This window comes from Pseudomonas sp. NLJ1 (assembly GCF_049486705.1).
Classification (GTDB): Bacteria; Pseudomonadota; Gammaproteobacteria; order Pseudomonadales; family Pseudomonadaceae; genus Aquipseudomonas; species Aquipseudomonas inefficax.
In genome coordinates, this window is the sequence record NZ_CP137735.1 from 2,178,029 (window position 1) to 2,204,796 (window position 26,768).

The 26,768-nt window shown below is 62.3% G+C and carries 21 protein-coding genes, 2 tRNA genes and 1 pseudogene; 7 read left to right on the forward strand and 17 right to left on the reverse strand.

The genetic code is table 11. The annotated features are described in order from the left end of the window. Window positions 1–2 precede the first annotated feature (2 nt). Both R9B85_RS09800 and R9B85_RS09805 read right to left on the reverse strand, forming a co-directional pair. Entirely contained in the window at window positions 3–917 is a 915-nt protein-coding gene (locus R9B85_RS09800) for an ABC transporter permease subunit (protein ID WP_013974411.1), read from the reverse strand. A gap of 154 nt (window positions 918–1,071) precedes the next feature. After that, complete coding sequence (locus R9B85_RS09805; RefSeq protein WP_075046518.1) at window positions 1,072–2,208, reverse strand: branched-chain amino acid ABC transporter substrate-binding protein; 1,137 nt, start codon at window positions 2,206–2,208, stop codon at window positions 1,072–1,074. 525 nt (window positions 2,209–2,733) lie between these two features. On the opposite strand from R9B85_RS09805, the gene pncB reads away from it, so the two are divergent. Beyond that, the gene (pncB, locus tag R9B85_RS09810; RefSeq protein WP_112253668.1) at window positions 2,734–3,939 is read left to right on the forward strand and encodes a nicotinate phosphoribosyltransferase; all 1,206 of its coding nucleotides are present in this window, start codon (window positions 2,734–2,736) and stop codon (window positions 3,937–3,939) included. Between the two features lie 3 nt (window positions 3,940–3,942). Further along, the gene (gene nadE / locus R9B85_RS09815; protein ID WP_423770994.1) at window positions 3,943–4,770 is read left to right on the forward strand and encodes an ammonia-dependent NAD(+) synthetase; all 828 of its coding nucleotides are present in this window, start codon (window positions 3,943–3,945) and stop codon (window positions 4,768–4,770) included. Window positions 4,771–4,881: 111 nt separating this feature from the next. Here nadE and azu read toward each other — a convergent pair whose 3' ends face one another. Further along, window positions 4,882–5,328 carry an azurin gene (gene azu, locus R9B85_RS09820; RefSeq protein ID WP_085627326.1) on the reverse strand — a complete coding sequence of 149 codons (447 nt, stop codon included), beginning with the start codon at window positions 5,326–5,328 and terminating at the stop codon, window positions 4,882–4,884. Window positions 5,329–5,677: 349 nt separating this feature from the next. On the opposite strand from azu, the gene R9B85_RS09825 reads away from it, so the two are divergent. Then, window positions 5,678–6,265, forward strand: a complete 588-nt coding sequence (locus tag R9B85_RS09825; RefSeq protein ID WP_112253670.1) for a TIGR00730 family Rossman fold protein — start codon at window positions 5,678–5,680, stop codon at window positions 6,263–6,265. Window positions 6,266–6,386: 121 nt separating this feature from the next. On the opposite strand, the gene R9B85_RS09830 is transcribed toward R9B85_RS09825, so the two are convergent. The 8 genes from R9B85_RS09830 to rnr all read right to left on the reverse strand — a co-directional run bounded on the left by R9B85_RS09830 (window position 6,387) and on the right by rnr (window position 16,113). Next, on the reverse strand, window positions 6,387–8,690 hold the full coding sequence (locus tag R9B85_RS09830) for a YgiQ family radical SAM protein (protein ID WP_112253671.1): 2,304 nt from the start codon (window positions 8,688–8,690) through the stop codon (window positions 6,387–6,389). 226 nt (window positions 8,691–8,916) lie between these two features. Further along, a complete protein-coding gene (gene dnaB, locus R9B85_RS09835; RefSeq protein ID WP_112253795.1) occupies window positions 8,917–10,314 on the reverse strand; it encodes a replicative DNA helicase in 1,398 nt (465 codons plus the stop codon). Window positions 10,315–10,427: 113 nt separating this feature from the next. Further along, window positions 10,428–10,874, reverse strand: coding sequence for a 50S ribosomal protein L9 (rplI, locus tag R9B85_RS09840; protein WP_003249568.1), 447 nt, complete (start codon window positions 10,872–10,874; stop codon window positions 10,428–10,430). A 20-nt stretch (window positions 10,875–10,894) separates the two neighbouring features. Next, on the reverse strand, window positions 10,895–11,758 hold the full coding sequence (locus tag R9B85_RS09845; protein WP_085627323.1) for a hypothetical protein: 864 nt from the start codon (window positions 11,756–11,758) through the stop codon (window positions 10,895–10,897). Window positions 11,759–11,791: 33 nt separating this feature from the next. Beyond that, entirely contained in the window at window positions 11,792–12,022 is a 231-nt protein-coding gene (rpsR, locus tag R9B85_RS09850) for a 30S ribosomal protein S18 (protein ID WP_003249563.1), read from the reverse strand. Between the two features lie 28 nt (window positions 12,023–12,050). Next, window positions 12,051–12,476 carry a 30S ribosomal protein S6 gene (gene rpsF, locus R9B85_RS09855; RefSeq protein ID WP_003249557.1) on the reverse strand — a complete coding sequence of 142 codons (426 nt, stop codon included), beginning with the start codon at window positions 12,474–12,476 and terminating at the stop codon, window positions 12,051–12,053. A gap of 305 nt (window positions 12,477–12,781) precedes the next feature. Continuing rightward, window positions 12,782–13,528 carry a 23S rRNA (guanosine(2251)-2'-O)-methyltransferase RlmB gene (gene rlmB, locus R9B85_RS09860; protein WP_110745923.1) on the reverse strand — a complete coding sequence of 249 codons (747 nt, stop codon included), beginning with the start codon at window positions 13,526–13,528 and terminating at the stop codon, window positions 12,782–12,784. Further along, window positions 13,525–16,113: a ribonuclease R gene (rnr, locus tag R9B85_RS09865; RefSeq protein ID WP_423770995.1), complete on the reverse strand. Its 2,589-nt coding sequence runs from the start codon at window positions 16,111–16,113 to the stop codon at window positions 13,525–13,527. The genes rlmB and rnr overlap by 4 nt, the downstream gene beginning before the upstream one ends. Before the next feature lie 271 nt (window positions 16,114–16,384). Here rnr and R9B85_RS09870 point away from each other — a divergent pair. The 4 genes from R9B85_RS09870 to R9B85_RS09885 all read left to right on the forward strand — a co-directional run bounded on the left by R9B85_RS09870 (window position 16,385) and on the right by R9B85_RS09885 (window position 19,482). Then, window positions 16,385–16,471, forward strand: a tRNA-Leu gene (locus R9B85_RS09870). Window positions 16,472–16,559: 88 nt separating this feature from the next. After that, window positions 16,560–16,646: transfer RNA gene (locus R9B85_RS09875), tRNA-Leu, on the forward strand. Window positions 16,647–16,903: 257 nt separating this feature from the next. Next, window positions 16,904–17,917, forward strand: a complete 1,014-nt coding sequence (locus R9B85_RS09880; protein WP_133975738.1) for an extracellular solute-binding protein — start codon at window positions 16,904–16,906, stop codon at window positions 17,915–17,917. Further along, a complete protein-coding gene (locus tag R9B85_RS09885; protein ID WP_112253677.1) occupies window positions 17,917–19,482 on the forward strand; it encodes an ABC transporter permease in 1,566 nt (521 codons plus the stop codon). Before R9B85_RS09880 ends, R9B85_RS09885 begins: the two co-directional genes overlap by 1 nt. Window positions 19,483–19,623: 141 nt before the next feature. Here R9B85_RS09885 and R9B85_RS09890 read toward each other — a convergent pair whose 3' ends face one another. The 6 genes and pseudogenes from R9B85_RS09890 to hflK all read right to left on the reverse strand — a co-directional run bounded on the left by R9B85_RS09890 (window position 19,624) and on the right by hflK (window position 26,741). Then, window positions 19,624–20,508 (reverse strand): methyl-accepting chemotaxis protein, encoded by an 885-nt coding sequence (locus R9B85_RS09890; RefSeq protein WP_372239060.1) that lies wholly within the window; start codon window positions 20,506–20,508, stop codon window positions 19,624–19,626. A 21-nt stretch (window positions 20,509–20,529) separates the two neighbouring features. Further along, a pseudogene (locus R9B85_RS09895) lies at window positions 20,530–21,222 on the reverse strand (methyl-accepting chemotaxis protein); the annotation flags it as partial. A 630-nt stretch (window positions 21,223–21,852) separates the two neighbouring features. Next, a complete protein-coding gene (locus tag R9B85_RS09900) occupies window positions 21,853–23,145 on the reverse strand; it encodes an adenylosuccinate synthase (protein WP_013974430.1) in 1,293 nt (430 codons plus the stop codon). A 56-nt stretch (window positions 23,146–23,201) separates the two neighbouring features. After that, window positions 23,202–24,389, reverse strand: a complete 1,188-nt coding sequence (locus tag R9B85_RS09905; protein ID WP_112253679.1) for an ATP phosphoribosyltransferase regulatory subunit — start codon at window positions 24,387–24,389, stop codon at window positions 23,202–23,204. A 301-nt stretch (window positions 24,390–24,690) separates the two neighbouring features. Beyond that, entirely contained in the window at window positions 24,691–25,560 is an 870-nt protein-coding gene (gene hflC / locus R9B85_RS09910) for a protease modulator HflC (RefSeq protein WP_112253680.1), read from the reverse strand. Then, the gene (hflK, locus tag R9B85_RS09915; protein ID WP_112253681.1) at window positions 25,560–26,741 is read right to left on the reverse strand and encodes an FtsH protease activity modulator HflK; all 1,182 of its coding nucleotides are present in this window, start codon (window positions 26,739–26,741) and stop codon (window positions 25,560–25,562) included. Before hflK ends, hflC begins: the two co-directional genes overlap by 1 nt. Window positions 26,742–26,768 lie beyond the last annotated feature (27 nt).

Sequence of the window (26,768 nt, forward strand, 5' to 3'; positions counted from 1 at the left end):
GTTCACACCTTAGCCACGAGCGGGCGACCCAGCAGGCCTTGTGGGCGGAAGATAAGGATCATCACCAGCAGCGAGAAGCTGAATACGTCCTTGTAATCGGAGTTGATCAGGCCAGAGAACAGCGACTCGGAAATGCCCAGGATGATCCCGCCGAGCATGGCGCCAGGCAGCGAGCCGATGCCGCCGAGTACTGCGGCAGTGAACGCCTTGATACCGATGATGAAGCCGGCGTAGAAGTCGAAGGTGCCGTAGTTCATGGTGATCAGCACGCCGGCCAGGGCAGCCATTACCGCACCGATGACGAACACGTAGGAGATGACCCGGTCGGTGTTGATGCCCAGGATCGAGGCCATCTTGCGGTCTTGCTGGGTGGCACGGCACATGCGGCCGAGCTTGGTGTACTTGATCACGTAGGTGAGCAAGCCCATACCGACGAAGGCTGCCACCAGGATGAAGATCTTGGTGTAGGTCAGTTGCACGAAGCCGGTGCCCACTTCGACGCGCCAGGCGCCTTCAAGCAGGGTCGGCACGCCTTGCTGGCGCGCACCCTGGCTGATCTGCGCGTAGTTCTGCAGGATCAGCGAGATGCCGATGGCACTGATCAGCGGTGCCAGGCGGGTAGAGTTGCGCAGGGGTTTGTAGGCGATGCGTTCGATGGTGAAGCCGTATACGCCGGTGACGACGATGGTGAACAACAGGGTGCCCAGCATCAACAGGGGGAACGACTCGATACCAAAATAAGCCAGCAATGCCAGGCTGATCGCCGCGAGGTACGCGGAAATCATGTAAACCTCGCCGTGCGCGAAGTTGATCATGCCGATGATGCCATAGACCATTGTGTAGCCGATGGCGATCAGGCCATAGACCGACCCGAGGGTCAGGCCGTTGACCAGTTGCTGCAGGAAAATACCATCCATAACGCAATCTCACCTATTGAGATTGCACGAGCGCCGACCACGGCGGGCCTGGGACAGGCGGCCCTCGCAGCGCAGAACTGTGCAGATCTACGGATAAAGACAGGTACTGCGGGGCTTTGGCCCGGGGCTGACGCGCCCGGGCCATGGGCCGTTGTTATTTTTGTTTTTCCAGCTGGTGGTACTTGCCTTGGGCATCCCACTGGTAGACCACGTAGTCGGACACGGTCAGGTCACCCTTCTTGTCCCACTTTTTCTCGCCCATGACGGTCTGCACCGGGTTGGCCTTGAGCCACTCGGCAGCAGCTTCGCCCTTGTTCGACTTGGCACCGTTGAATGCGGCAGCCAAAGCCTGCAGCGAGGCGTAGGCGTACAGGGTGTAGCCTTCAGGTTCGGTACCGGCCTTGCGGAACTCCTCCACCACGGCCTTGCTGTCTGGCAGCAGGCGCGGGTCGGCACCGAAGGTCATGTACACGCCATCGACGTACTGCGCGCCGCCGGCGGTGGACACCAGTTCGTCGGTGACGATGCCGTCATCGGACATGAACTTGACGTCCTTCAGGCCCTGCTCGCGCAGCTGACGCACCAGCGGGCCGGCTTCCGGATGGAGGCCGCCGAAGTAGACCACGTCGGCACCGGTGGAACGGATCTTGGTGACCACGGCGCTGAAGTCCTTCTCGCCGCGAGTCAGGCCTTCGTACAGCACCGGCTTGACGCCGCGTTTCTCCAGCTGTGCCTTGGTCGCGTCGGCCAGGCCCTGGCCGTAGGTGTCCTTGTCGTGCAACACCGCGACTTTCTTGCCCTTGAGCACGTCGACGATGTAGTCGCCGGCGACGATGCCCTGCTGGTCGTCACGGCCGCACATGCGGAACATGGCGCCCAGGCCGCGCTCGGTGACCTGTGGGTTGGTGGAGCCCGGGGTGATGGCAATGACGCCAGCCTCGTCATACACCTCGGAGGCCGGGATGGTGTTGGACGAACAGAAGTGGCCGACCACACCGATCACCTTGTCCTGGTCGACCAGGCGGTTGGCCACGGCCACGGCCTGCTTCGGTTCGCAGGCGTCATCGCCTTTGACCAGGACGATTTTCTCGCCGTTCACGCCACCGGCGGCGTTGATCTTGTCGGCCGCTGCCTGCGCACCTTTCATGTACTGCTCGCCAAACGCTGCGTTGGCTCCGGTCATCGGGCCCGCTACACCGATCTTGACGTCGGCCTGAACATACGAAGAAACACCCAGTGCCGTAGCTACGGCCAGAGCCAGGAAACCTTTCTTGTAAAACGTCTGCGACATGAGGTGGTGCTCCTAGAGTTTTTTTTGGTTGGCACTACAACTTCTCAGCCCTGTGCTCCGAGCAAGGGCCGTGCCATAGGTTTTGTCTTTCGGAAAAACACCCGTTACAGGTTGGCGCCAGGCGACCGACGGCCTTTTCTTTATTGAGCGTGCAACCGTCTGCCATGCGGCAGGCGCCACCACACGTACAGACAAGGAGCAACCATCGAGTGCCATCATTGCAACCCTGGCAAGTGTTTACGTGCAACCGCCCTGTAACAGCGGACGTCACCGAACTGCACACAGCTGGTGCGCGACTGCTACAGGCGGCACCGTTTCAAGGCTAGCTGGTGCACGGAAAAACACGCGGTTTTGGCAGTTCCGGCCTCTTCGCGGGTAAACCCGCTCCCACAGAGCCCCCACTAGGTTCAAGGGCGGTGCAGTACCTGTGGGAGCGGGTTTACCCGCGAAGAGGCCGGTACAGGCCCAACAAGCCGCAAAAGGCTGGCACAATGTCCGCCATTCGCCGCTTCCGGAGCCCCATTGATGAGCGAGAGCGCATTCGCCGAGCGCATCGTGCACAACCTGCTCGACACCGACTTCTACAAACTCACCATGATGCAGGGCGTACTTCACAACTACCCGGACGCCGACGTCGAATGGGAATTCCGCTGTCGCAACGGCGAGGACCTGCGCCCCTACCTCGGCGAGATCCGCAACCAGCTCGAACTGCTCAGCGACCTGACCCTGGATGACGGCCAGCTGGCATTCCTCGAACGCATCAGCTTCCTCAAGCCTGACTTCCTGCGCTTTCTGCGCCTGTTCCGCTTCAACCTGCGCTACGTACGCCTGGGGATAGAAAACGACCAGCTGTTCCTGCGCCTCAAAGGCCCGTGGCTACATGTGATCCTGTTCGAAGTGCCGCTGCTGGCGATCATCAGCGAAGTGCGCAACCGCCATCTGCACCCGCGCATGCGCCTGGCAGAGGCCCGCGACCAGCTGTACCGCAAGTTCGACTGGCTACGCGCACATGCCACTGATGATGAACTGGCCGAAATGCAGGTGGCCGACTTCGGCACTCGCCGGCGCTTTTCCAGCCGTGTGCAGGAAGAAGTGGTGCGCGTGCTGCGCGACGATTTCCCGGGCCGCTTCGTCGGCACCAGCAATGTCGACCTGGCATGGAAACTGGATATCAAGCCGCTGGGCACCATGGCCCATGAATGGATCATGGCCCACCAGCAACTCGGCCCGCGGCTGATCGACAGCCAGATCGCCGCACTGGACTGCTGGGTGCGCGAGTACCGCGGCCTGCTCGGCATCGCCCTGACCGACTGCATCACCATGGATGCCTTCCTCGGCGATTTCGACCTGTACTTCGCCAAGCTGTTCGACGGCCTGCGCCACGACTCCGGCGAACCGGTGGCCTGGGCGGAAAAGGCCATTGCCCATTACCAGAAACTGGGTATCGACCCGATGACCAAGACCCTGGTGTTTTCCGACGGTCTCAACCTGACCCGCTCGCTGGAAATCTTCCGAGCCTTGCGCGGTCGCATCAATGTCAGCTTTGGCATCGGCACCAACCTGACCTGTGATATCCCGGGTGTGGCCCCGATGAGCATTGTGCTCAAAATGACCGACTGCAACGGCGCGCCGGTAGCGAAGATCTCGGACGAAGCCGCCAAGACCCAATGCCGCGACGAGAACTTCGTCGCCTACATGCGCCATGTATTCAAAGTCCCCAGCAAGGAGTAACCCATGCAAGCGGTTCAGCAAGAGATTGCCCAGGCGCTGAAGGTACAGCCGCCGTTCGCCGACGCCGCCGCGCTCGAGGCCGAAGTGGCCCGGCGCGTGGCGTTCATCAAGGATTGCCTGGCCAACGCCCGGCTCAAGACCCTGGTGCTGGGCATCAGCGGCGGCGTCGACTCGCTGACCGCCGCCCTGCTCGCCCAGCGTGCCATCAATGAGTTGCGCGCCGAAACCGGCGACAAGGCCTACACCTTCATCGCGGTGCGCCTGCCCTATCACGTTCAGCATGACGAGCACGACGCCCAGGCTTGCCTGGATGTGATCAAGGCCGATGAAGTGCACACCATCGACATCGCGCCAGCGGTCAAGGCGCTTGCTGCAGAGACTGAAGCGCTCAAGGGTGGCTCGCCCAGCCTGGTGGACTTCGTGGTGGGTAATGTGAAGGCGCGCATGCGCATGGTCGCCCAGTACACCATTGCCGGCGCGCGTGCAGGCCTGGTGATCGGCACCGACCATGCCGCCGAGGCGGTGATGGGCTTCTACACGAAGTTTGGCGATGGCGCTTGCGACCTGGCGCCGCTGAGCGGCCTGGTGAAGAACCAGGTGCGGGCAATTGCGCGCAGCTTTGGCGCGCCGGAGTCACTGGTGGAGAAGGTACCAACTGCGGACTTGGAAGACCTTGCGCCATGCAAGCCGGACGAAGCATCACATGGCATCACCTACCAGCAGATCGATGCCTTCCTGCACGGGCAGCCGGTTGACCAGGAAGCGTTCGACATCATCGTTGCCACCTACCGCAAGACCCAGCACAAGCGCGAACTGCCGTTCGCCCCTTGATAAGGCTATAGAAGGACCTGTGGGAGCGGGTTCACCCGCGAATACGATGGTGAAGCCACCGACGCATTCGCGGGTGAACCCGCTCCCACAGGGTTCACCGTCAGCCTTTGATTACTTGACGACGACCTTGCCCTTCATCATCGAGATGTGGCCCGGGAAGGTGCAGAAGAAGCTGTAGTCGCCGCCCGCTTCCAGTTTGGAAGTGTCCAGGGTGATGCTGGATTTTTCACCGGCACCGATCATTTTGGTGTGGCCGATGATCGCTGCGTTGTCAGCCTTGATGTAGTCCTTTTCCAGACCTTGCGTCATGCCTTCGGTGGCGATGGCCTGCATGTCGGCAGTCTTGCTGATCACCAGGTTGTGGCCCATGACGTTCTTCGGCAGCTTGCCACCGTGGGTCAGTTCGATTTCAACGGTCTTGCAGCTCTTGTCGACAGTGAACTCTTTGGTATTGAACGACATCTGGTCAGTCGAATCGACAGTGACTTTGCAGTCGGCGGCGAAGACGGAGGCGCTGGCGAGGGTCAGCAGGGATACCGCTACAGCTTTCGCAAACATCATGAATCTCCTTGGCAGGGTTTTATCAATTGCGAGACTGCCTGAAACCGTTCAGCCCCCTGCTGACATGAGTCAAAGGGGCGGCAAGCGGCCAGCCAGTTGAATTGTTCAATCGATTGTATACAACCAATCTAAGAGCACATCATGCCCTTTTATTGGACGATGGGACAACCTCTCATTTAGGAGCAATACGAAATGACCCTTGGTAGCTTGATGAACAGCCTGCTGGCGGCCTACGCCCATGGAGCGACTGGCGCCATATGTGAATTCTCCCGGCCGGAGTGAAACCGGCCTTGGAACTGTAGGACATGGCCCTTACCCTGTCAGCCTGAGTGACTGGAGATGAGCAATGCCCGTACGTTCCGTTTGTGTGTTCTGCGGCGCCAGCATTGGTGCCAACCCCGCCTACCGTGAAGCAGCCATCGCGCTGGGGCAGGCGATCGCCCGTCGCGGCCTGACACTGGTCTATGGCGGCGGCGCAGTCGGCCTGATGGGCGTGGTGGCCGATGCGGCCATGGCAGCCGGTGGCGAAGTGGTAGGAATCATTCCACAGAGCCTGCTGGACGCTGAAGTCGGCCATAAGGGCCTGACTCGCTTGGAAGTGGTGGATGGCATGCACGCGCGCAAGGCCCGCATGGCCGAGCTTAGCGATGCCTTCATCGCCCTGCCCGGTGGGCTGGGTACGCTGGAAGAGTTGTTCGAGGTATGGACCTGGGGGCAATTGGGCTATCACGCCAAGCCGCTGGGACTGCTCGATGTGAATGGCTTCTACGACAAGCTGGGCGGGTTCCTCGACCATATCGTCGAAGAAGGCTTTGTGCGGCCGCAGCATCGGGCGATGTTGCTGCTGGGGCAACAGCCTGATGAGCTGCTGGACGGGATGGACAGCTTTGTTGCGCCGGTGGCGCCGAAGTGGGTCGACAGGAAGCCTGACTGATACGATCAGCAGGCCGAACACCTAACCTGTGGGAGCGGGCGTGCCCGCGAATGCGGCAGTGAATCCACCATCGCATTCGCGGGCACGCCCGCTCCCACAGGGTTCCATGTAGCTTTCAAGATCAGCGCGGGATGACCGGCTGACGCGGCTTCTTGCTCTTGCCGCCACCACCCTTGCCCGCTTCCTTGCGCTCCTTGGCCGCCTGCTGGTTACGCGCAAACGCTTCGGCCTTGGCCTTTTCACGCTTGTCCCACGGCTTGCTGCCATCGCTGCCACGCGGCGGCAGACCTGTGTGCTGGGTAAGGACCTTCTGCTCCTTGCCCACTTTGTGGCTACCCGCCGGGGTCGAGTTCTTGCGGCGCGCACTCTGGTAGGTATCGCTCTGCGGCTGGTGCAGCGGGATCAGCTGGTGCTTGCCCGGCCCGATCAAGTCGGCACGGCCCATGCGCTGCAGCGCTTCACGCAGCATCGGCCAGCCCTTCGGGTCGTGATAACGCAAGAACGCCTTGTGCAGCCGGCGCTGCTCCTCGCTCTTGACGATCTCCACACCTTCGCTCTTGTAGGTCACCTTGCGCAGCGGGTTCTTGCCCGAGTGATACATGGCCGTGGCCGAGGCCATCGGCGACGGGTAGAACGCCTGCACCTGGTCGGCTCGGAAGCCGTTGCCTTTCAGCCACAGGGCCAGGTTCATCATGTCTTCGTCGGTAGTGCCCGGGTGCGCGGCGATGAAGTACGGGATCAGGTACTGCTCCTTGCCCGCCTCTTTCGAGAACTTCTCGAACATGCGCTTGAAGCGGTCATAGGTGCCGATGCCCGGCTTCATCATCTTGTCCAGCGGGCCACGCTCGGTGTGCTCCGGGGCAATCTTCAGGTAACCGCCGACATGGTGGGTGACCAGCTCCTTGACATACTCCGGCGACTCCACCGCCAGGTCATAACGCAGGCCCGAGGCAATCAGGATCTTCTTCACACCCGGCAGGGCACGAGCCTTGCGGTACAGCTCGATCAGCGAGCTGTGGTCGGTGTTGAGGTTTTCGCAGATGCCCGGGAACACGCACGACGGCTTGCGGCAGTGCTTCTCGATGTCATGGCTCTTGCAGGCGATGCGGTACATGTTGGCAGTCGGGCCACCAAGGTCGGAGACCACGCCGGTGAAGCCCGGCACCTTGTCACGCATCTCTTCGATTTCGTGCAGGATCGACTCGTGCGAGCGGTTCTGGATGATGCGGCCTTCGTGCTCGGTGATCGAGCAGAAGGTGCAGCCACCGAAGCAGCCACGCATGATGTTCACCGAGAAACGGATCATCTCATAGGCCGGAATGCGCTCCTTGCCGTAGGCAGGGTGCGGCACACGGGCATAGGGCATGCCGAACACGTAGTCCATTTCCTCGGTGCTCATGGGGATGGGTGGCGGGTTGAACCACACATCCACTTCGCCGTGTTTCTGCACCAGGGCGCGGGCGTTGCCCGGGTTGGTCTCCAGGTGCAGCACCCGGTTGGCATGGGCATAGAGTACCGGGTCGTTACGCACCTTCTCGAACGACGGCAGGCGGATCACCGACTTTTCCCGGGTCATGCTCGGGCTGTCGAGAATCTGCACGACCTTGGCTTCGTTCGGGTCCTCCTGGTCGCCCTTGGCCTGTTCGATGGCACAGGCCTGGGTGTCCTGGGTATTCACGTACGGGTTGATGATCTTGTCGACGCGGCCCGGGCGGTCGATGCGGGTCGAATCGATCTCGTACCAGCCCTGAGGCGTGTCGCGACGCACGAAAGCAGTGCCGCGCACATCGGTGATGGTCTCGATCTTTTCGCCGTTGGACAGGCGCTGGGCCACCTCGACCACCGCACGCTCGGCGTTGCCGAACAGCAGGATGTCGGCGCTGGCGTCGATCAGGATCGAGTGGCGGACCTTGTCCTGCCAGTAGTCGTAGTGGGCGATGCGGCGCAGCGAGGCCTCGATGCCGCCCAGTACGATCGGCACATGCTTGTAGGCTTCCTTGCAGCGCTGGCTGTACACCAGGCTGGCGCGGTCCGGACGGCTGCCAGCCTGGCCACCAGGGGTGTAGGCATCGTCGGACCGGATCTTCTTGTCCGCGGTGTAGCGGTTGATCATCGAGTCCATGTTGCCCGCGGCCACGCCGAAGAACAGGTTCGGCTCGCCGAGCTTCATGAAGTCGTCTTTCGACTGCCAGTTCGGCTGGGCGATGATGCCCACCCGGAAGCCCTGGGCCTCCAGCAGGCGGCCGATGATGGCCATGCCGAACGACGGATGGTCGACGTAGGCATCACCGGTCACGATGATGATGTCGCAGGAATCCCAGCCGAGCAGATCCATCTCCTCCCTGCTCATCGGCAGGAAAGGTGCTGGCCCGAAGCATTCGGCCCAGTACTTGGGATAGTCGTAGAGTGGTTTGGCTGCTTGCATGTCAGTGACCGGTTCTGGTGTGCAGGGAAATCGCGGGCGCGGAATATAGCACAAAATTTGACCAAATCCGACGATGGTTGTCGGATTCATGGTTGCTTGACGAAAGAGACTCCATCCGCTGTGGGAGCGGGTTTACCCGCGAAGAAGGCTACGCGGTGGATGGCACGGGCTGCGCCCGTGTTCGCGGGTGAACCCGCTCCCACAGTGACCGCCTCTGCCCCTGGGCTTATTCGTCGTCGTCGAAGTTGTACATGCCCGGCGCAAGGTTCTCGAAGCGGGTGTACTTGCCGATGAAGGCCAGGCGCACGAAGCCGATGGGGCCGTTACGCTGCTTACCGATGATTATTTCCGCCACCCCCTTGTGCTCGGTCTCGGGGTGGTACACCTCGTCGCGATACACGAACATGATCACGTCGGCGTCCTGCTCGATTGCACCGGATTCACGCAAGTCGGAGTTCACCGGGCGTTTGTTCGGGCGCTGTTCCAGCGAGCGGTTCAGCTGCGACAGGGCGATGACCGGGCAGTTGAACTCCTTGGCCAGTGCCTTGAGCGAGCGGGAGATCTCGGAAATTTCGTTGGTCCGGTTGTCACCGGCCGAACCCGGGATCTGCATCAGCTGCAGGTAGTCGACCATGATCATGGCGATTTCGCCGTGCTCGCGGGCCAGGCGGCGGGTACGCGCGCGCATCTCCGAGGGGCTGATGCCGGCGGTATCGTCGATGAACAGCTTGCGATCGTTTAGCAGGTTCACCGCCGAGGTCAGGCGTGGCCAGTCGTCGTCGTCCAGCTGGCCGGAACGCACCTTGGTCTGGTCGATACGGCCCAGGGACGAGAGCATACGCATGATCAGCGATTCACCTGGCATCTCGAGGGAGAACACCAGTACCGCCTTGTCGGTACGCAGTACGGCGTTTTCCACCAGGTTCATGGCGAAGGTGGTCTTGCCCATCGACGGTCGGCCGGCAACGATGATCAGGTCGGCTGGCTGCAGGCCGCTGGTCTTCTCGTCGAGGTCGGTAAAGCCGGTGGATACGCCGGTGATGTCGCTGTCGGAGTTGAACAGCGTGTCGATGCGGTCGATGGCCATGGTCAACAGTTCGTTGACGCCTACCGGGCCACCGGTCTTCGGCCGGGCTTCGGCGATCTGGAAGATCTGCCGTTCGGCATCATCGAGGATTTCCGCGGCGTTGCGCCCCTGTGGGTTGAACGCGTTGTCAGCGATGTCGGTACTGATACTGATCAGCTGACGCAACGTCGCCCGCTCGCGAATGATCGCAGCGTAGGCCTTGATGTTGGCCACCGACGGGGTGTTCTTGGCCAGCTCGGCCAGGTACGCCAGGCCACCGACTTGCGAGGACAGGCCTTCCTTGTCCAGCTGCTCGTGCAGGGTCACCACGTCGAATGGCTGGTTGGCGTCGGCCAACTTGTGCACGGCTCGGAAGATCAGGCGGTGGTCATGCCGGTAGAAGTCGCCGTCCGATACCTGGTCCAGCACCCGCTCCCAGGCGTTGTTGTCCAGCATCAGGCCACCGAGCACGGCCTGTTCGGCCTCGATGGAATGCGGCGGCACCTTCAGGGCTGCGGTTTGCAGGTCAAGCTGTTCGGAGGTGGTGATCTCGTTCATGGCCACGAAAGAATTCTGGAGGACGAAAAAGACAAAGGGCACGGCCTGTCGAAAACAGGACCGTGCCCGATGTTAACCGCCTGACCCGCAAGGAGCCAGACAGTCAGCGCAGCTTAGGCAGCTACGACGACCACGCGTACAGTGGCTTCAACGTCGCTGTGCAGGTGCACGGCTACGTCGTATTCGCCAACCTGACGGATGGTGCCGTTCGGCAGACGAACTTCAGCTTTGGCCACTTCAACGCCGGAGGCGGTCAGGGCGTCAGCGATGTCGTGGGTGCCGATCGAACCGAACAGCTTGCCTTCGTCGCCAGCGGTGGCAGTGATGGTCACTTCCAGCTCGGCCAGTTGGGCAGCGCGGCTTTCAGCCGAAGCTTTCTTGTCAGCAGCTGCTTTTTCCAGCTCGGCGCGACGCTCTTCGAACGCGGCCAGGTTGGCGGCGTTGGCAACGGTGGCCTTGCCGAATGGCAGCAGGAAGTTACGGCCGTAACCAGCCTTAACTTTTACTTTGTCGCCCAGGTTGCCCAGGTTAGCGACTTTTTCCAGCAGGATCAGTTCCATTTGGTAAAACCTCTTAACTTTTAACCTTCACCGTTCGCGGAGTCATTCCCCTTGGGGGACTTGCGACCGCGAAAATCAATCAGGCTGTCGACAATGGCCAAAACCATCAACAACGGATAAATCAGCTGCATGATCAGCGGGAGCGTCACGTACATGCCCACCAGCCAGAAACCGGCCAGTCGACCCTGTGCCACCAGCCCGTGCATCAAGGCGATGCCGGCCAGCACCAGTACCAGGCTCGAGGCCGATGCCAGGACGATGAACTGCGACCCGATGAACGGGGCCACCACCATCACTGCCACCAAGACCGCCATGGTCTGTTTCGGCAACTTCAGTTCGCGAAACTCGCGACCGAAGCCTCCAGGGTTGTACAACGCTGCCTGCCAATAGCGCGCCAGCATCAACGCCAGCACACTGAACAATTGCACCGTCACTGCTGTGGAAGCGACCAGCACAGGGCGGATCAGCTCACCGGAGAGCACCGGCTGCCCTTCGATTTTCGGCATGGCTTCGGCAAACGCCTTGGCCAGCACATCGAAGGTTTGCGCCAGCGCCAGATCAAGCACGAGGCTAAACGCCACGGCGAACACGGCACTGGCGAGCAACACCCGGCTCCAGGGATGCTCGGCACGCAACATGGCGGCCAGGGCCAGGGCACCCGCAATCACCAGAAAGGTGATGGGATCGCCCATGACCCACACGGCCAGCCCGGCCAGCAGGCCGCCGGCGATGACCGTTGTAGCATCCTTGAAACCACGCCGCAGCAGCACAAGGCTGCCGGCAGCGGCACTCAACCAGAACAGCAGCGGCAGTACCGCGCTGATGACCACCACCAGGGTGGCCTGCACACGACCGCGCATGATGAAACTTGCTAACGCTCGCATGCTAATCCCTTACTGCTTGTCGACGACCCGGTCTCAGCGGCCGTGGCTGTCGGTGTAGGGCAGCAGGGCCAGGAAGCGGGCGCGCTTGATAGCGGTAGCCAGCTGACGCTGATAACGAGCTTTGGTACCGGTGATACGGCTTGGAACGATCTTGCCGGTTTCGGATACGTAAGCTTTCAGGGTGTTGAGATCTTTGAAGTCGATCTCTTTCACGTCTTCAGCAGTGAAGCGGCAGAATTTACGACGACGGAAGAAACGTGCCATTTAATAGGCTCCTCTAAAGGTCCGTGGATTACTCGTCAGCGTTATCGCTGGAGTCGCTGTCATTGCTGTCGTCGCCTTCGGCGGAGTCAGCATGCTCAGGACGCTCGCGACGCTCACGGCGCTCGCTGCGGTTCTCTTCAGCCTTCAGCATCTCGGACTGGCCGGTAACGGCTTCGTCGCGACGGATGACCAGGTTACGGATAACGGCATCGTTGTAGCGGAAGTTGTCTTCCAGCTCGGCCAGGGCCTTGCCGGTGCACTCAACGTTCAGCATCACGTAGTGAGCCTTGTGAACATTGTTGATTGCGTAGGCCAGTTGACGACGGCCCCAGTCTTCCAGGCGGTGGATCTTGCCACCATCTTCTTCGATCAGCTTGGTGTAACGCTCAACCATGCCGCCGACTTGTTCGCTCTGGTCCGGGTGAACCAGGAAGATGATTTCGTAATGACGCATGAATGCTCCTTACGGGTTAGTAGTCTGCCAGTGAATCTGGTCAGACAAGGAGTGAATGACACTGTATGTCTTGCACGGAGGGGAGGCACATGTGCGCCTGCCAGCTCGGCAAGGGGCGCAATTGTAGAGAAGGCGGGGCGCACAAGCAAGGTAATTGGCGAATATTTGAACAGCCTGAAACACATTACAGACTGCCGGCCCTTTCGCGGGTAAACCCGCTCCCACAGGTACTCCACAGGACTCAGGCCTTGTGCGATCCCTGTGGGAGCGGGTTTACCCGCGAAGAGGCCGGTGCAGGCTATAGATCAGCGCTTGGCCTGGCGCTGACGCACAGCCTCGAACAGGCACACGCCGGTCGCCACCGACACGTTCAGGCTGCTGACACTACCGCCCATCGGCAACTTGACCAGGAAATCGCAATGCTCGCGGGTCAACCGGCGCATGCCCTTGCCTTCCGCGCCCATGATCATCACCAGCGGCCCGGTCAGGTCCTGCTGGTAGATCTCCTGCTCGGCCTCGCCGGCGGTACCGACCACCCACAGGCCCCGCTGCTGCAGTTTCTCCAGAGTGCGCGCCAGGTTGGTCACGGCCACCAGCGGGATCACCTCCGCCGCGCCGCAGGCCACCTTGCGCACAACCGGGGTCAGGGTCGCGGACTTGTCCTTGGGCACGATCACCGCCGTGGCACCGGCGGCATCGGCGGTACGCAGGCAGGCGCCAAGGTTGTGTGGGTCGGTCACGCCGTCCAGCACCAGGATCAGAGGGGGTGTTTCGGTGCGCTCGAGCAACTCCTCGAGCATCAATTCGCCCCAGACCTGGCTCGGACTCACCTCGGCGACCACGCCCTGATGCACACCCTCTACCCAGGCATCCATCTCACGGCGCTCGGCCTGGCCGACCGCCACGCGATTTTCCGCGGCCAACGCCAGCAGCGCCTGGAGGCGCGGCTCGCTACGCCCTTCCGACAGCCAGATCTGCTTGACCCGCTTCGGATGGTGCTGCAGCAATGCCTGTACGGCATGCACGCCGTAGATCTTTTCCAGCTGACTCATGACTTGCTCTTGCTCTTGCGGGGCGCGCCGGACTTCGGCGGGCCTTTACGGTGCTTGGTCGGCTTGCCGGACGCCGAGGCCTTGCCACCCTTGTCCGACTTGCTGCCGGCATGGCCGCCACTGCGCGCCTCGCTCATCAGCGCCTTCTTCATTTCGCGGCTCTTGCGCACTTCGGCGTTGCGCTGCACGGCGTCTTTCGGGAAATACGCCTCGGACGCTTCGCTCTTGCGGCTGCGCGGCTTCGGCGAGGCTTTCGCTTCGGTCACCGGCTGCTGCTGTTCAACCTTGTCGGCGGTTGGCGCAGCGCCACGCTGCTTGCGACCGATCGGTGCGGCCAGGGTCTTTTCCGACACCTCGAAGTCGATCTTGCGCTCGTCCAGGTCGACGCGCATGACCTTGACTTCGATGGTGTCGCCCAGGCGGAAGCTGCGTCCGGTACGCTCGCCAGACAGGCGGTGGTGCACCGGGTCGAAGTGGTAGTAGTCGCCCGGCAGCGCACTGACATGCACCAGGCCTTCCACATAGATGTCGGTCAGCTCGACGAACAGGCCGAAACCGGTCACCGCAGTGATCACACCCGGGAAGGTCTCGCCCACGCGGTCCTTCATGAACTCGCACTTGAGCCAGTTGACCACATCACGAGTGGCTTCATCGGCCCGGCGCTCGGTCATCGAGCACTGCTCGCCGAGCTGCTCGAGGGTGTTTTCGTCGTACGGGTAGATACGCGCCTTGGGGATGCTCATGGCGCCGGCACGCTTGACATGCGGGGTATCCACCCTGGAGCGGATGATGCTGCGGATGGCGCGGTGCACCAGCAGGTCCGGGTAACGCCGGATCGGCGAGGTGAAGTGGGTGTACGCCTCGTAGTTCAGGCCGAAGTGGCCGTTGTTTTCGGTGCTGTACACCGCCTGGCTCAACGAGCGCAACATCACGGTCTGGATCAGGTGGAAGTCCGGGCGCCCGGCGATGCTCGCCAGCAGGGCCTGGTAATCCTTCGGCGACGGGTCCTTGCCCTTGTGCAGGCTCAGGCCCAGCTCGCCGAGGAAAGCGCGCAGTTTTTCCAGGCGTTCTGGCGGCGGGCCGTCATGCACACGGTACAGGGCCGGCACGCCATGCTTCTGCAAGAACTCGGCAGTGGCAACGTTGGCCGCCAGCATGCATTCCTCGATCAGCTTGTGGGCGTCGTTGCGCACGGTCGGGCGGATCTCCGCGATCTTGCGCTCGTCACCGAAGATGATGCGGGTTTCCTGGGTCTCGAAGTCGATCGCACCCCGGGTGTGACGTGCATCCACCAGCACCTTGTACAGGTTGTACAGGTTCTTCAGGTCCGGCACGACAGCCTTGTACTCTTCGCGCAGCGCCTTGCCCTCACGGGTACGCGAGTGCTCGAGCATGCTGCTGACCTTGTTGTAGGTCAGGCGGGCGTGGGAGTGGATTACGCCTTCGTAGAACTGGTAGTCGACCATCTGGCCGGCTTTGTTCATGGTCATTTCGCAGACCATTGCCAGGCGATCGACATGCGGGTTCAGCGAACACAGGCCGTTGGACAGCTCTTCCGGGAGCATCGGCACCACGCGCTCGGGGAAGTACACCGAGTTGCCGCGCTGCTGGGCCTCGACATCCAGGGCCGAACCCAGGCGCACGTAGCTGGACACATCGGCGATGGCCACATACAGGCGCCAGCCACCCGAGAACAGCCGCAGCTTGCCCAGCGGCTCGCAATAGACGGCGTCGTCGAAGTCGCGGGCGTCCTCGCCGTCGATGGTGACGAACGGCAGGTGGCGCAGGTCGACGCGCTTCTCCTTGTCCTTCTCTTCGACTTCGGAGCGGAACTTGCGCGCTTCCTTGATCACATCCTTGGGCCAGATGTGCGGGATATCGTAGCTGCGCAGGGCAACGTCGATCTCCATGCCCGGCGCCATATAGTTGCCGATGACCTCGACCACGTCGCCCTGCGGCTGGAAGCGCGGGGTGGGCCAGTGGGTGATCTTGATCTCGACGAACTGGCCGATCTTCGCGCCACCGTTGCGCCCGGCGGTGACCAGCACTTCCTGCTGGATCTTCGGGTTATCCGGGGTCACGTAGCCGATACCGCCTTCTTCGAAGTAACGGCCGACCACGCTCTCATGGGCACGGGAGATGACTTCGACCAGCACGCCTTCGCGGCGGCCACGGCGGTCGACGCCAGAGACCCGGGCCAGGCCGCGGTCGCCGTCGAACACCAGGCGCATCTGCGACGGGCTGAGGAACAGGTCTTCGCTGCCGTCGTCCGGGATAAGGAAGCCGAAGCCGTCGCGGTGACCGGAGACCCGACCGCAGATCAGGTCCAGTTTGTCTACCGGGGCATAAGTGCCGCGCCGGGTATAGATAAGCTGGCCATCGCGCTCCATGGCACGCAGGCGGCGGCGCAGGGCTTCGATCTGGTCTTCTTCATACAGACCAAACTCTTTCGCCAGCTCCTCGCGCGCAGCGGGTTCGCCACGGTCGGCAAGGCGCTGCAGGATCAGCTCACGGCTGGGAATGGGGTTGTCGTATTTTTCCGCTTCGCGAGCGGCCTCGGGATCGAGGGATTGCCAATCGGCCATCAGAAGGGGTTCACCTTGGGGTATATAGATATGAATTCTGGCATAGGCGTATTGAAACCGGAAATGTCAGCCTTGGACAGCCCCACGGGCATACCCGGCGAGCAGGAATAGGCCTGCGGAATCAACAAGTTGAATTTTTTGAAATTTTTTTTGCTTTGGGGGTTTACAGCCTCCAGGACCGTCCGTATAGTGCGCACCACAACGACGGACAACCCCGAAGTTGTAGTAGAGATGAGCGACGCTGTAAAGCATCAGGTAATCTCGAATGTGTGCCCAGGTGGCGGAATTGGTAGACGCGCTGGTTTCAGGTATCAGTGGCTTAACGGCCGTGGAAGTTCGAGTCTTCTCCTGGGCACCAAATATTTTCAAGTAACAGATGACCAAGGATCTGTTACTACTGTGTGAAAGCGAACGATAGTCGCCTTCTCCAGATGATGCAAAGCTTTGCCCAGGTGGCGGAATTGGTAGACGCGCTGGTTTCAGGTATCAGTGACTTAACGGTCGTGGAAGTTCGAGTCTTCTCCTGGGCACCATACAAAAACCCACTAGCTTGCTAGTGGGTTTTTTCTTGCCTGCGATTTTTGTATCCCTCCCCTCTTTCGGCCACAGGTACAGACCTGTGCCCCCCCTGTGGGAGCGGCTTTAGCCGCGAAGAGGCCAGCACAGCCAACCCACCTTCAGGCTCTTGCACCATGGTCTGACCATGAATTTCTCGTCACCCGGCCACTTGAGAAACGATTTCGTTTACCATTGTTTCCAAATATGTAGCCGTAAGCGAGGAAGTACCCGCATGACGATCCGCCCGCAACCGCTGATGCGTACCTTGGCCGCCGCCGCGCTGAGCCTGGTCATCGGCGCTCCGGCCGCCATGGCAGACGCACCAGTCACCCTGACCATGTACAACGGTCAGCACAAGGAAATCGGCGAAGCCATCGCCCAGGCCTACGAGGCCAAGACCGGCGTCCACATCAATATCCGCAAGGGCAGCAGCAACCAGCTGGCCAGCCAGATCATCGAGGAAGGCGAACGCTCGCCGGCCGACATCATCTATACCGAAGAGTCCCCTCCCCTGAACAACCTGGGCGAACTGGGCCTGCTGGCGAAGATCGACGACGCCACCGCGAACATGATGCCCAAGGAGTACGTTGGCGCCAACGGCACCTGGATGGGCATTACCGCCCGTACGCGCATCGTCGTGTTCAACCCGAAGAAAGTCGACGAGAAAGACTTGCCGACCACAGTGATGGACTTCGCCAACCCCGAGTGGGAAGGCCGCGTCGGCTATGTGCCCACCAGCGGCGCTTTTCAGGAACAGGCCGTGGCCATCCTGAAGATGCACGGCCGTGAAGCCACCGAAGAATGGCTGACCGGCCTGAAGGCATTCGGCAAGACCTACACCAACAACATGGTCGCCCTCAAAGCCGTGGAAAAAGGCGAAGTGGCTGCGGTACTGGTGAACAACTATTACTGGTATGCGCTCGAGCGCGAGCGCGGCAAGCTGGACACCAAGCTCTACTACCTGGCCGATGGCGATGCCGGCAACCTGGTCACCATTTCCGGCGCAGCCGTGGTCAAGGCCAGCAAGCACCCGAAAGAAGCCCAGGCCCTGCTCAACTGGATGGCCAGCGAAGAAGGCCAGCGCGTGATCACCCAGACCACCGCCGAGTACCCACTGCACAAAGGCATGGTCTCCGACCGTGGCCTGAAGCCGTTTGAAGACCTGCGCCCGCCGAAGATCTCTCCAGCCGACCTGGGCAATGCCGAGGAAGCGATCGAGCTTGAGCGCGAGGTCGGCCTGCTCTGATGACTGCCGCCCTGACCGAACCAGTGCCGGTACGCTTCGTACCACGCCGCAAGCGCCCCTCCGTCTGGGTGGTGCTGCCTGTGCTGTTCCTGGTAGCGATGAGTTTGCTGCCTTTGCTGTACGTTGCCATGAAAGCCTGGGAGGCCGGCTGGCGCGAAGCCTTGCACCTGCTGTGGCGGCCGTTTGTCTGGGGACTGATGCGCAACACCCTGATGCTGATGGTCGGGGTGACGCTGACCTGCATGGTAGTCGGCCTGGCCCTGGCCTGGCTGCTGGAGCGCAGTAATCTGGCCGGCCGCCGATTGTGGGGCGTGGTGCTATGCCTGCCGTTTGCCGTACCGTCTTTCGTCAGCAGCTTCACCTGGGTGTCACTGAGCTCGGGCTTCGAAGGGCTGGGCGGAGCGATCATGGTCATGGCCCTGTCCAAGTACCCGCTGGTGTTCCTGCCGGTGGCCGCAACCCTGCGCAACCTCGATACCTCGCTGGAGGAGTCGGCACGTACGCTGGGTTGCAGCCGCTGGGGCGTATTCGTCAAGGTCACCCTGCCGCTGCTGTGGCCATCGATGCTGGGCGGCGCGCTGCTGATCGCCCTGCACATGCTGGTGGAGTTCGGCGCCTTGTCGATCCTCGGCCTGCAAACCTTCACCACGGCGATCTACCAACAGTTCGAACTGGAGTTCAGCAACGCCAATGCGGCCATGCTGTCCGCCGTATTGTTGGCGATGTGCCTGGTGATGCTGTGGCTTGAACTGCGGGTACGTGGCAAGGCCCGCCATGTGCGCATCGGCCAGGGTGTGGCGCGTCGTGCGCAACCGGTGCGGTTGCGTGGCTGGTCAGTGCCGGCGCAATTGTTCTGCGTGGGCCTGGCGGTATTGGGCAGCGGTATTCCGCTGGCCATGCTCGGCTACTGGCTGAGCGTGGGTTCGTCGGCGGCATTCCCTGTGGCAGCCATTTCCAAGGCGCTGTTCACCTCGTTGTCGGTGTCGCTGGGTGGTGCCGGTTTCTGCGTGCTACTGGCCCTGCCGATCAGCTTCCTGGTGGTGCGCTACAAGGGCCGCCTGGCAATCTGGGCCGAGCGCCTGCCGTACCTTCTGCACGCCCTGCCCGGCCTGGTGATTGCCCTGACCCTGGTGTTCTTCGCCCTGCATTACGTGCCGGCGCTGTACCAGACCACGGCACTGTTGCTGCTGGCCTATGCGCTGCTGTTCCTGCCACTGGCGCAATCGCCGGTGCGCACCGCGCTGAACAAGGCTTCGCCGACGCTGGAAGAAGCCGCGCGAACCTTGGGCGCAAACAGCTTTGCAGCTTTCTGCCGGGTAACCCTACCGATCATTTTCCCGGCCATGGCGGCAGCCTTTGCCCTGGTGTTCCTGGATGCCATGAAGGAGCTGACAGCGACCTTGCTGCTCAGCCCCACCGGCATGACTACCCTGGCCACCGAGGTATGGGCGCACACGGCCAACGTCGAGTTTGCAGCGGCGGCGCCATATGCGGCTCTGCTGATAGTGGTGTCGGGGTTGCCGGTTTATCTGCTGACTACGCGGATGTATCTGAACAAGGCCTGATCGGCGCCGCTCCCCAGGTTTGCGCGGTACCTGTGGGAGCGGGTTCACCCGCGAACACCGGCGAAGCCGGTGCCATCCAACGCGCTGTCTTCTTCGCGGGTAAACCCGCTCCCACAGGGGTAGCGATGTTCCCGAGAATGTCTATGCCCTGAACTGCCCCAGGCTGGCGCGCAGTTGCGCGGCCAGGTCATCCAGCACCTTGCTGCTGGCAGTGGTCTGCATCACCACTTCAGCCGAGCGTTCGGCCTGGGCATGGATGGTTTCCACCCGCCCACGTACCGCCTGCGCCCCACTCGCCTGCTGCTCGGCGGCGCGAGTAGCGAGGCCGATGGCCGCATGCACCTGCTCCACCGCTGCCTGCACAGACTGCTGGCGGCGCTCGTTGTCACGCAGCACCAACAGCCCTTCGCTGGCCTTGAGCCCGGCTTGGCTGATGGTGGCCACAGCTTCCTTGGCGCCTTTCTGCAGTGCGGCAATATGCGCCTGGATATCCCCGGTGGAGCTTTGCGTCTTGCTCGCCAGGGCCCGCACCTCATCCGCCACCACGGCAAAGCCACGCCCGGTTTCCCCAGCCCGGGCCGCTTCGATGGCGGCGTTCAACGCCAGCAGGTTGGTCTGCTCGGCAATACCGTGAATTACCGTCAGCACCACCTCGATCTGTTCGCTCTGCTTGGCCAGGCGCTCGATCACCTGGGAACCGGCATCCACCTGCCCGGCCAGGTTCTCGATCAACCCGGCGAGCTGGGTCGAGGTACGGCTGTTCTCGTCAGTCGCCTGGCGGATATCCACCACCTGCTGTAGGGCTGCCTGCATCGCGTGGCTTTCAGCCTGGGCCTCGTCGGCCATGCTCGACAGGTCGCGCAGGCTGGCAGCCACTTCATCGCGTTGCAGTGCAGCGGCAGCATCGGCGCCGGCATTGCGCTGGGCCATGGCACCAATCTCAACACCAGTGCGTTGTGCCACCTCGCCCGCCTCGCGCACGATGGGTTGCAGCTTGTCGACGAAGCGGTTCACCGCCGACGCCATGTCGCCAATCTCGTCGCGACTGTCCAGCGGCACGCGCTTGGTCAGATCGCCCTCGCCCGCCGCCAGGTCATTCAAGGCGGCAATCAGCAGGCGCAGCTTGCTCAACACCCGACGGCCCAACACCACAGCCACCACCAGCAGCACGCCGAGGCCGACCAGCACCAGGCCCAGGCCGATGCGCCAGCGCAGCTCGGCGGCAGCATCACGCACGGTCTGTGCGGTATTGGCCTGCATCGCAGCAGCGCTGCCCTGCGCCTTTTCCAGGCGCTCGCGCAGGGTCTTGCCACTGTCAGCTGCCGCACCGACCAGGCTGTCGCCGACCAATTGTTCACCACTGGCGATCAGGGCGGCGAAGCGCTGGTCAAGGGCCTTGAGTTCCTGATCGATGCCGGCAGTGGAAACACCCATCACCACCTTGCCGATTTCTGCCCCATTGGGGTTGATCGAGGCCTCCACGAAGTACACCGCCGGGTCGCGCCGGGCCGCGTCGATCACTTTGTCGAGCGCACGCTCGCCCTGCCCCTTGTCCATCAACGCCTGGTTGATCGGGTTTTGCCGATTCAGATAGCGGGTCAGGTGCTGGCCCTGGGCGTCGTCGTAGACCACAAACAGTACGTTGGGGTTGCGCTGGGCACGCCGGGCGAAGTCAGAGAGCACCGGCACGTCGTTGTCCCAGATCGCCCGCGGGGCGACCGAAGCCAGCAGCTCGGCCATATCGTTGGCGGAGTCCTTGAGGTTCTTTTCCAGCGTGCTGCGCAGTTGCTGCTGCTCATTCTGCAGGCGCGCGGACAAGCCGGCACTCAGCCGCTGGCGGGTGCTGCTGGACAAACTGTCAAGGCCCGAACGTACATCCTGCCCGGCCTTCTCCAGTTCGCCGGCAAGTTGACGGCTGTCATTGCCCAGACGCTCGCCCAGGTCGGCCTCCAGGGCGGTGACCGTGCTGCGAGTCAGCGCAACAGCAACCAGTACCTGCACCAAAAGCGCGATACCCAGGGCAACAAACACAGGCCGCAAAAGGCGGCTTCGTAACAGTGAAAGGATGGCAGACACGGTGTAACCCTCGTGTTTTCTGGCGCCACTACTTTGATGGCATCGTCAGAAACTTCTTACAGCAAGGGTTGTGCCGGGGGCAGCAGGGAAATACGCCAAGGTCTAGCAATGAGGTTGCCCGCACGGGCCTCCACGCGGGAACCCGCTCCCACATGGACCGCGCAGGTCCCCAGGACTGTGCAGTACCTGTGGGAGCGGGTTTACCCGCGAAAGAGCCAGGACAGCCATACCCCACAAATGAAAACGCCGCAGCCCCTTTCAGGGCCACGGCGTCAGATCAGCCTGGAAGGCAGATCAGGCGAACGGATGACGCAGCACGATGGTCTCGTTGCGGTCCGGCCCGGTGGAGATGATGTCGATCGGCGCACCGATCAGCTCTTCGATGCGCTTGATATAGGCGCGAGCGTTGGCTGGCAGTTCTTCCAGGGTTTTCACGCCCAGGGTCGATTCGCTCCAGCCTGGCATCTCTTCGTACACCGGCTCCAGGCCGATGTAGCTGTCGGCATCGGAAGGCGCGTCGATAACGGCACCGTTCTCGTTCTTGTAGCCAACGCAGATGTTGATGGTTTCCAGGCCATCCAGTACGTCCAGCTTGGTCAGGCAGATGCCCGAGATGCTGTTGACGTCGATGGCGCGACGCAGAATGACGGCATCGAACCAGCCACAACGGCGTGCACGGCCGGTGGTGGAGCCGAACTCATGGCCACGCTTGGCCAGGGTAGCGCCAGTCTCGTCAAACAGTTCGGTCGGGAACGGACCGGAACCCACGCGAGTGGTGTAGGCCTTGGTGATACCCAGGATGTAGTCCAGGTACATCGGGCCAACGCCGGAACCGGTGGAGATACCGCCAGCAGTGGTGTTGGAGCTGGTGACGTACGGGTAGGTACCGTGGTCGATGTCCAGCAGCGAGCCCTGGGCGCCTTCGAACATGATGTCCTTGCCGGCGCGACGCAGGTTGTGCAGCTCGGCGGTGACGTCGAGCATCATCGGCTTGAGCTGTTCGGCATAGGCCATGCACTCGTCCAGAGTCTGCTGGAAGTCGATGGCCGGCTCTTTGTAGTAATTCACCAGCTGGAAGTTGTGGTAATCCAGCAGCTCACCCAGCTTGGCGGCAAAACGCTCACGGTGGAACAGGTCGCCCACGCGCAGGCCGCGGCGTGCGACCTTGTCTTCGTAGGCTGGGCCGATACCACGGCCGGTGGTGCCGATCTTGGCTTCGCCACGGGCTTTTTCGCGGGCCTGGTCCAGGGCAACGTGGTACGACAGGATCAGCGGCGCAGCCGGGCTGATGCGCAGGCGCTCGCGCACCGGTACGCCCTTCTCTTCCAGCTTGGTGATTTCACGCATCAGGGCATCCGGGGCAACGACCACGCCGTTGCCGATCAGGCACTGTACGCCTTCACGCAGGATGCCGGACGGAATCAGGTGCAGAACGGTCTTTTCACCGTTGATCACCAGGGTGTGACCCGCGTTGTGGCCACCCTGGTAGCGCACTACGGCGGCAGCATGTTCGGTCAGCAGATCGACGATCTTGCCTTTGCCCTCATCACCCCACTGGGTGCCCAGGACGACGACATTCTTACCCATTACATTGGTCCTCATTCACGCAAACTTGGTTGCCGGCCTGTTGCCGACGCAGAAACTCACTGGGCCAGCGGCAGAACCTGCCAGCGCCCGTCTTGCTGAATCAATTGCCGATCACAATCCGCCTCGAGAGCAGCACTCAACGGCTGGCCAGGCAGGGCCTGGACCACACGCTGGCCCTCGTTGCGCAACTGGCAGACTTGCTGCCAGAGGGCCGCGTCGCCACTGTCCGGCATCCAGATGCCGCCAGCTGGCAATACGACCTCCGCTCGCCCCAGTGTGACCAGGGTCTTCAAATCCGTGGAGAAACCGGTGGCCGGGCGTGCCCGGCCAAAGTCGGCGCCGATGTCGTCATAGCGCCCGCCCTGGGCGATCGATTGACCTTCGCCCGGGACGAACACGGCGAACACCACGCCGGTGTGGTAGTTGTAACCGCGCAGCTCGCCGAGGTCGAAGTACAGCGGCAGGTCCGGGAAGCGCGACGCCAGGCGATCGGCGATCGCCAGCAGGTCGTCCAGCGCCGCCAGCACACTGGCCGGGGCACGGCCCAGGCGCACGCGGGCTTCGGCCAGCACTTCGCGGCCACCACACAGTTCGACCAGCGCGCGCAGCATGTTGCCCAGGTCCTTCGGCAGGTCGGCGGTGAGCACCTGCACTTCATCAACGGCCTTGCGCTGCAGGGCGTCGAACAGCTGCTGCTCGACCGCGCCGGACAGGCCGGCAGCACGGGCCAGGCCGCGGTAGATACCGACATGGCCCAAGTCCATGTGCACATCCGGCACATCGGTCAGTTGCAGCGTGGCGAGCATCAGGCTGATGACTTCGACATCGCTGGTGGGGCTGGCGTCGCCGTACAGCTCGGCACCCAGCTGGATCGGGCTGCGCGAGGTGGACAGGGCACGCGGCTGGGCATGCAGCACGCTGCCGGCATAGCACAGGCGGCTCGGGCCTTCACGGCGCAGGGTGTGGGCGTCGATGCGCGCTACCTGCGGGGTGAAGTCGGCGCGGAAGCCCATCAGGCGGCCGGACTGCGGGTCCACTACCTTGAAGGTGCGCTGATCCAGGTCCTGGCCGGCGCCGGTGAGCAGCGACTCCAGGTACTCGATATGCGGGGTGACGACCAGTTCGTAGCCCCAACTCTGGAACAGGTCCAACACCTGGCGGCGCGCGATCTCGATGCGCGCGGCCTCAGGTGGCAGTACTTCCTCGATGCCATCTGGCAGCAGCCAGCGGTCTACCGTTGCCATTACGCCATTTCCCCTCTGGTCCGGGCGGCTTGCCAGCAGGCGAGCCGTCAGTAAAGCCGGTATCGCGCACAGCAGCGGGCAGCACTGATCCCAGCGCAGCCACCGTACCCGATACCCTCGAATTGCCTTGCGACCTGACCAAACCGTCAACTGGCGGTTTGCCAATCAACCTTGCAGACGCAAAAAAGCCGGGAAATTTCCCGGCTGCCTCATCATACACCCCTTTTCATTCAGGATGCACCCCGCCTGGTGTTTTAGCTGCCAGGCGGGGCGCCGCTGCATGAAAATCAGGGCCTGAGCATCACGGCTTGCTCTTGTCCAGGAAGCGGAAGAACTCGTTCTTCGGGTCCAGGACCAGCACGTCGCTCTTGCTCGAGAAGCTCTCGCGGTACGCCTGCAGGCTACGATGGAACGCATAGAAATCAGCGTCCTGGCTGTAGGCCTTGGCGTAGATGGCGGCCGCCTGGGCGTCGCCGTCACCGCGGGTTTCTTCAGCTTCACGGTAGGCTTCGGCCAGCAGCACACGCCGCTGACGGTCGGCATCGGCACGGATACCTTCAGCCAGCTCGTTACCCTTGGCGCGGTGCTCGCGGGCTTCACGCTCACGCTCGGTGCTCATGCGGTCGAACACGCTGCGGTTGACTTCCTTCGGCAGGTCGATGGCCTTGACGCGCACGTCGACCACCTCGATGCCCAGCTCCTTGGAGGCCATGCGGTTCAGCGAAGCAGTGATGTCAGCCATCAGCGCGTCACGTTCACCGGAAACCACTTCGTGCAGGGTACGTTTACCGAACTGGTCGCGCAGGCCGCTTTCCAGACGACGCGACAGACGCTCGTCGGCGATCTGCTTCATGCCGGATGTGGCGGTGTAGAAGCGTTCGGCGTCCTTGACGCGCCACTTGGCGTAGGCGTCGACCATCACCGCTTTCTTCTCCAGGGTCAGGAACCGCTGGGTCGGGGCGTCGAGAGTCATCAGGCGGGCGTCGAACTTGCGCACCTGGTTCACGTACGGAATCTTCACGTGCATGCCAGGCTGGACATCCGCCTGGACCACCTTACCGAAGCGCAGCAGTACTGCACGCTCGGTCTGGGACACGATGTAGAAGCTGTTCCAGGCCACGAGGGCCAGGACCACGGCGGCGATCAGGGCGATCAGCGATCTGTTGCTCATCAGCGGCTCTCCCTAGTACGCAGCGGCTGCTGTTGCTGTTGCAGGTCCTGCGCCGCACGGGCGGCCGCATCGTTGACCGATGGCGACACGCTGGTGGTCGGCGCGGACGGGTTGCGGCTGCCTTCGACCATCTTGTCCAGCGGCAGGTAGAGCAGGTTGTTCTGCCCGTCCTTGGTCGCCACCATGACCTTGCTCGAATTGCTGTAGACCTCTTGCATGGTCTCCAGGTACAGGCGCTGACGGGTTACGTCAGGTGCCTTGCGGTACTCGGCAACCAGCTTGGTGAAGCGGTCGGCCTCACCCTTGGCGCGGGCGATGACTTCGTCGCGGTAACCGTTGGCGTCCTCGATGATGCGCTGCGCCTGACCACGGGCTTCGGGCACCACGCCATTGGCGTAGGACTCGGCCTGGTTGCGGGCACGCTGCTCGTCTTCGCGGGCGCGGATCACGTCGTCGAAGGCTTCCTGCACTTCACGCGGGGCTGCCGCGCTCTGTACGTTGACCTGGGTAACGGTGATACCGGTACGGTAGGTGTCGAGGAAGCGCTGCAGGCGTTCGCGGATATCCACGGCCATCTGCTCACGGCCTTCGGTCAGCACCTGGTCCATCGAAGTGGAACCCACCACGTGGCGCAGGGCACTGTCGGTCGCGTGCTGCAGGCTGACCTCAGGCTGGTCGACGTTGAGCACGAAGTCCTGCAGGTTGCTGATCTTGTACTGGACGGTCAGCGGTACCTCGACGATGTTCTCGTCTTCGGTCAGCATCTGGCCCTGTTTGGTATAGGCACGCTCGCGCGTGACGTTCTCCATGTACTTGCGATCGATCGGCGGGAAGTAGATGTTCAGGCCGGGACCGACCGTCTCGTAGTACTTGCCGAAGCGCAGCACCACGGCCTGCTCCTGCTCGTCGACCACGTACACGGCGCTGTACAGCCAGATTGCAGCCAGTACCGCCAGGCCGATGCCCAGCAGACCCAGGCCACCGCCCTTGCCGACATTGCGGTCACCGCCGCCACGTTTCTTGCCACTGCCGAACATGCCGTTCAGGCTGTCCTGCAATTTGCGGAAGGCCTCGTCCAGGTCCGGTGGACCTTTCTTGTCACCACCGCCGCCACCGCCATTTCGGCGACCGCCCCAGGGGTCCTGATTGTTCGAGTTGCCACCCGGCTCGTTCCAAGCCATAGCGCTCTCCATCTGATAAAGCAAAGA

Excerpts from the sequence above, each read along its gene's own strand:
- dnaB (WP_112253795.1), bottom strand. The coding sequence starts at position 10,314 with ATGAACGAGATCACCACCTCCGAACAGCTTGACCTGCAAACCGCAGCC.
- rpsR (WP_003249563.1), bottom strand. The coding sequence starts at position 12,022 with ATGGCACGTTTCTTCCGTCGTCGTAAATTCTGCCGCTTCACTGCTGAA.
- R9B85_RS09830 (WP_112253671.1), bottom strand. The coding sequence starts at position 8,690 with ATGCAAGCAGCCAAACCACTCTACGACTATCCCAAGTACTGGGCCGAA.
- R9B85_RS09880 (WP_133975738.1), top strand. The coding sequence starts at position 16,904 with ATGACGATCCGCCCGCAACCGCTGATGCGTACCTTGGCCGCCGCCGCG.
- rnr (WP_423770995.1), bottom strand. The coding sequence starts at position 16,113 with ATGGCCGATTGGCAATCCCTCGATCCCGAGGCCGCTCGCGAAGCGGAA.
- hflK (WP_112253681.1), bottom strand. The coding sequence starts at position 26,741 with ATGGCTTGGAACGAGCCGGGTGGCAACTCGAACAATCAGGACCCCTGG.
- R9B85_RS09890 (WP_372239060.1), bottom strand. The coding sequence starts at position 20,508 with ATGGCGTCGGCGGTGAACCGCTTCGTCGACAAGCTGCAACCCATCGTG.
- pncB (WP_112253668.1), top strand. The coding sequence starts at position 2,734 with ATGAGCGAGAGCGCATTCGCCGAGCGCATCGTGCACAACCTGCTCGAC.
- R9B85_RS09905 (WP_112253679.1), bottom strand. The coding sequence starts at position 24,389 with ATGGCAACGGTAGACCGCTGGCTGCTGCCAGATGGCATCGAGGAAGTA.
- R9B85_RS09885 (WP_112253677.1), top strand. The coding sequence starts at position 17,917 with ATGACTGCCGCCCTGACCGAACCAGTGCCGGTACGCTTCGTACCACGC.
- R9B85_RS09800 (WP_013974411.1), bottom strand. The coding sequence starts at position 917 with ATGGATGGTATTTTCCTGCAGCAACTGGTCAACGGCCTGACCCTCGGG.
- rlmB (WP_110745923.1), bottom strand. The coding sequence starts at position 13,528 with ATGAGTCAGCTGGAAAAGATCTACGGCGTGCATGCCGTACAGGCATTG.
- R9B85_RS09805 (WP_075046518.1), bottom strand. The coding sequence starts at position 2,208 with ATGTCGCAGACGTTTTACAAGAAAGGTTTCCTGGCTCTGGCCGTAGCT.
- R9B85_RS09900 (WP_013974430.1), bottom strand. The coding sequence starts at position 23,145 with ATGGGTAAGAATGTCGTCGTCCTGGGCACCCAGTGGGGTGATGAGGGC.
- hflC (WP_112253680.1), bottom strand. The coding sequence starts at position 25,560 with ATGAGCAACAGATCGCTGATCGCCCTGATCGCCGCCGTGGTCCTGGCC.
- nadE (WP_423770994.1), top strand. The coding sequence starts at position 3,943 with ATGCAAGCGGTTCAGCAAGAGATTGCCCAGGCGCTGAAGGTACAGCCG.
- rplI (WP_003249568.1), bottom strand. The coding sequence starts at position 10,874 with ATGGAACTGATCCTGCTGGAAAAAGTCGCTAACCTGGGCAACCTGGGC.
- azu (WP_085627326.1), bottom strand. The coding sequence starts at position 5,328 with ATGTTTGCGAAAGCTGTAGCGGTATCCCTGCTGACCCTCGCCAGCGCC.
- R9B85_RS09825 (WP_112253670.1), top strand. The coding sequence starts at position 5,678 with ATGCCCGTACGTTCCGTTTGTGTGTTCTGCGGCGCCAGCATTGGTGCC.
- rpsF (WP_003249557.1), bottom strand. The coding sequence starts at position 12,476 with ATGCGTCATTACGAAATCATCTTCCTGGTTCACCCGGACCAGAGCGAA.
- R9B85_RS09845 (WP_085627323.1), bottom strand. The coding sequence starts at position 11,758 with ATGCGAGCGTTAGCAAGTTTCATCATGCGCGGTCGTGTGCAGGCCACC.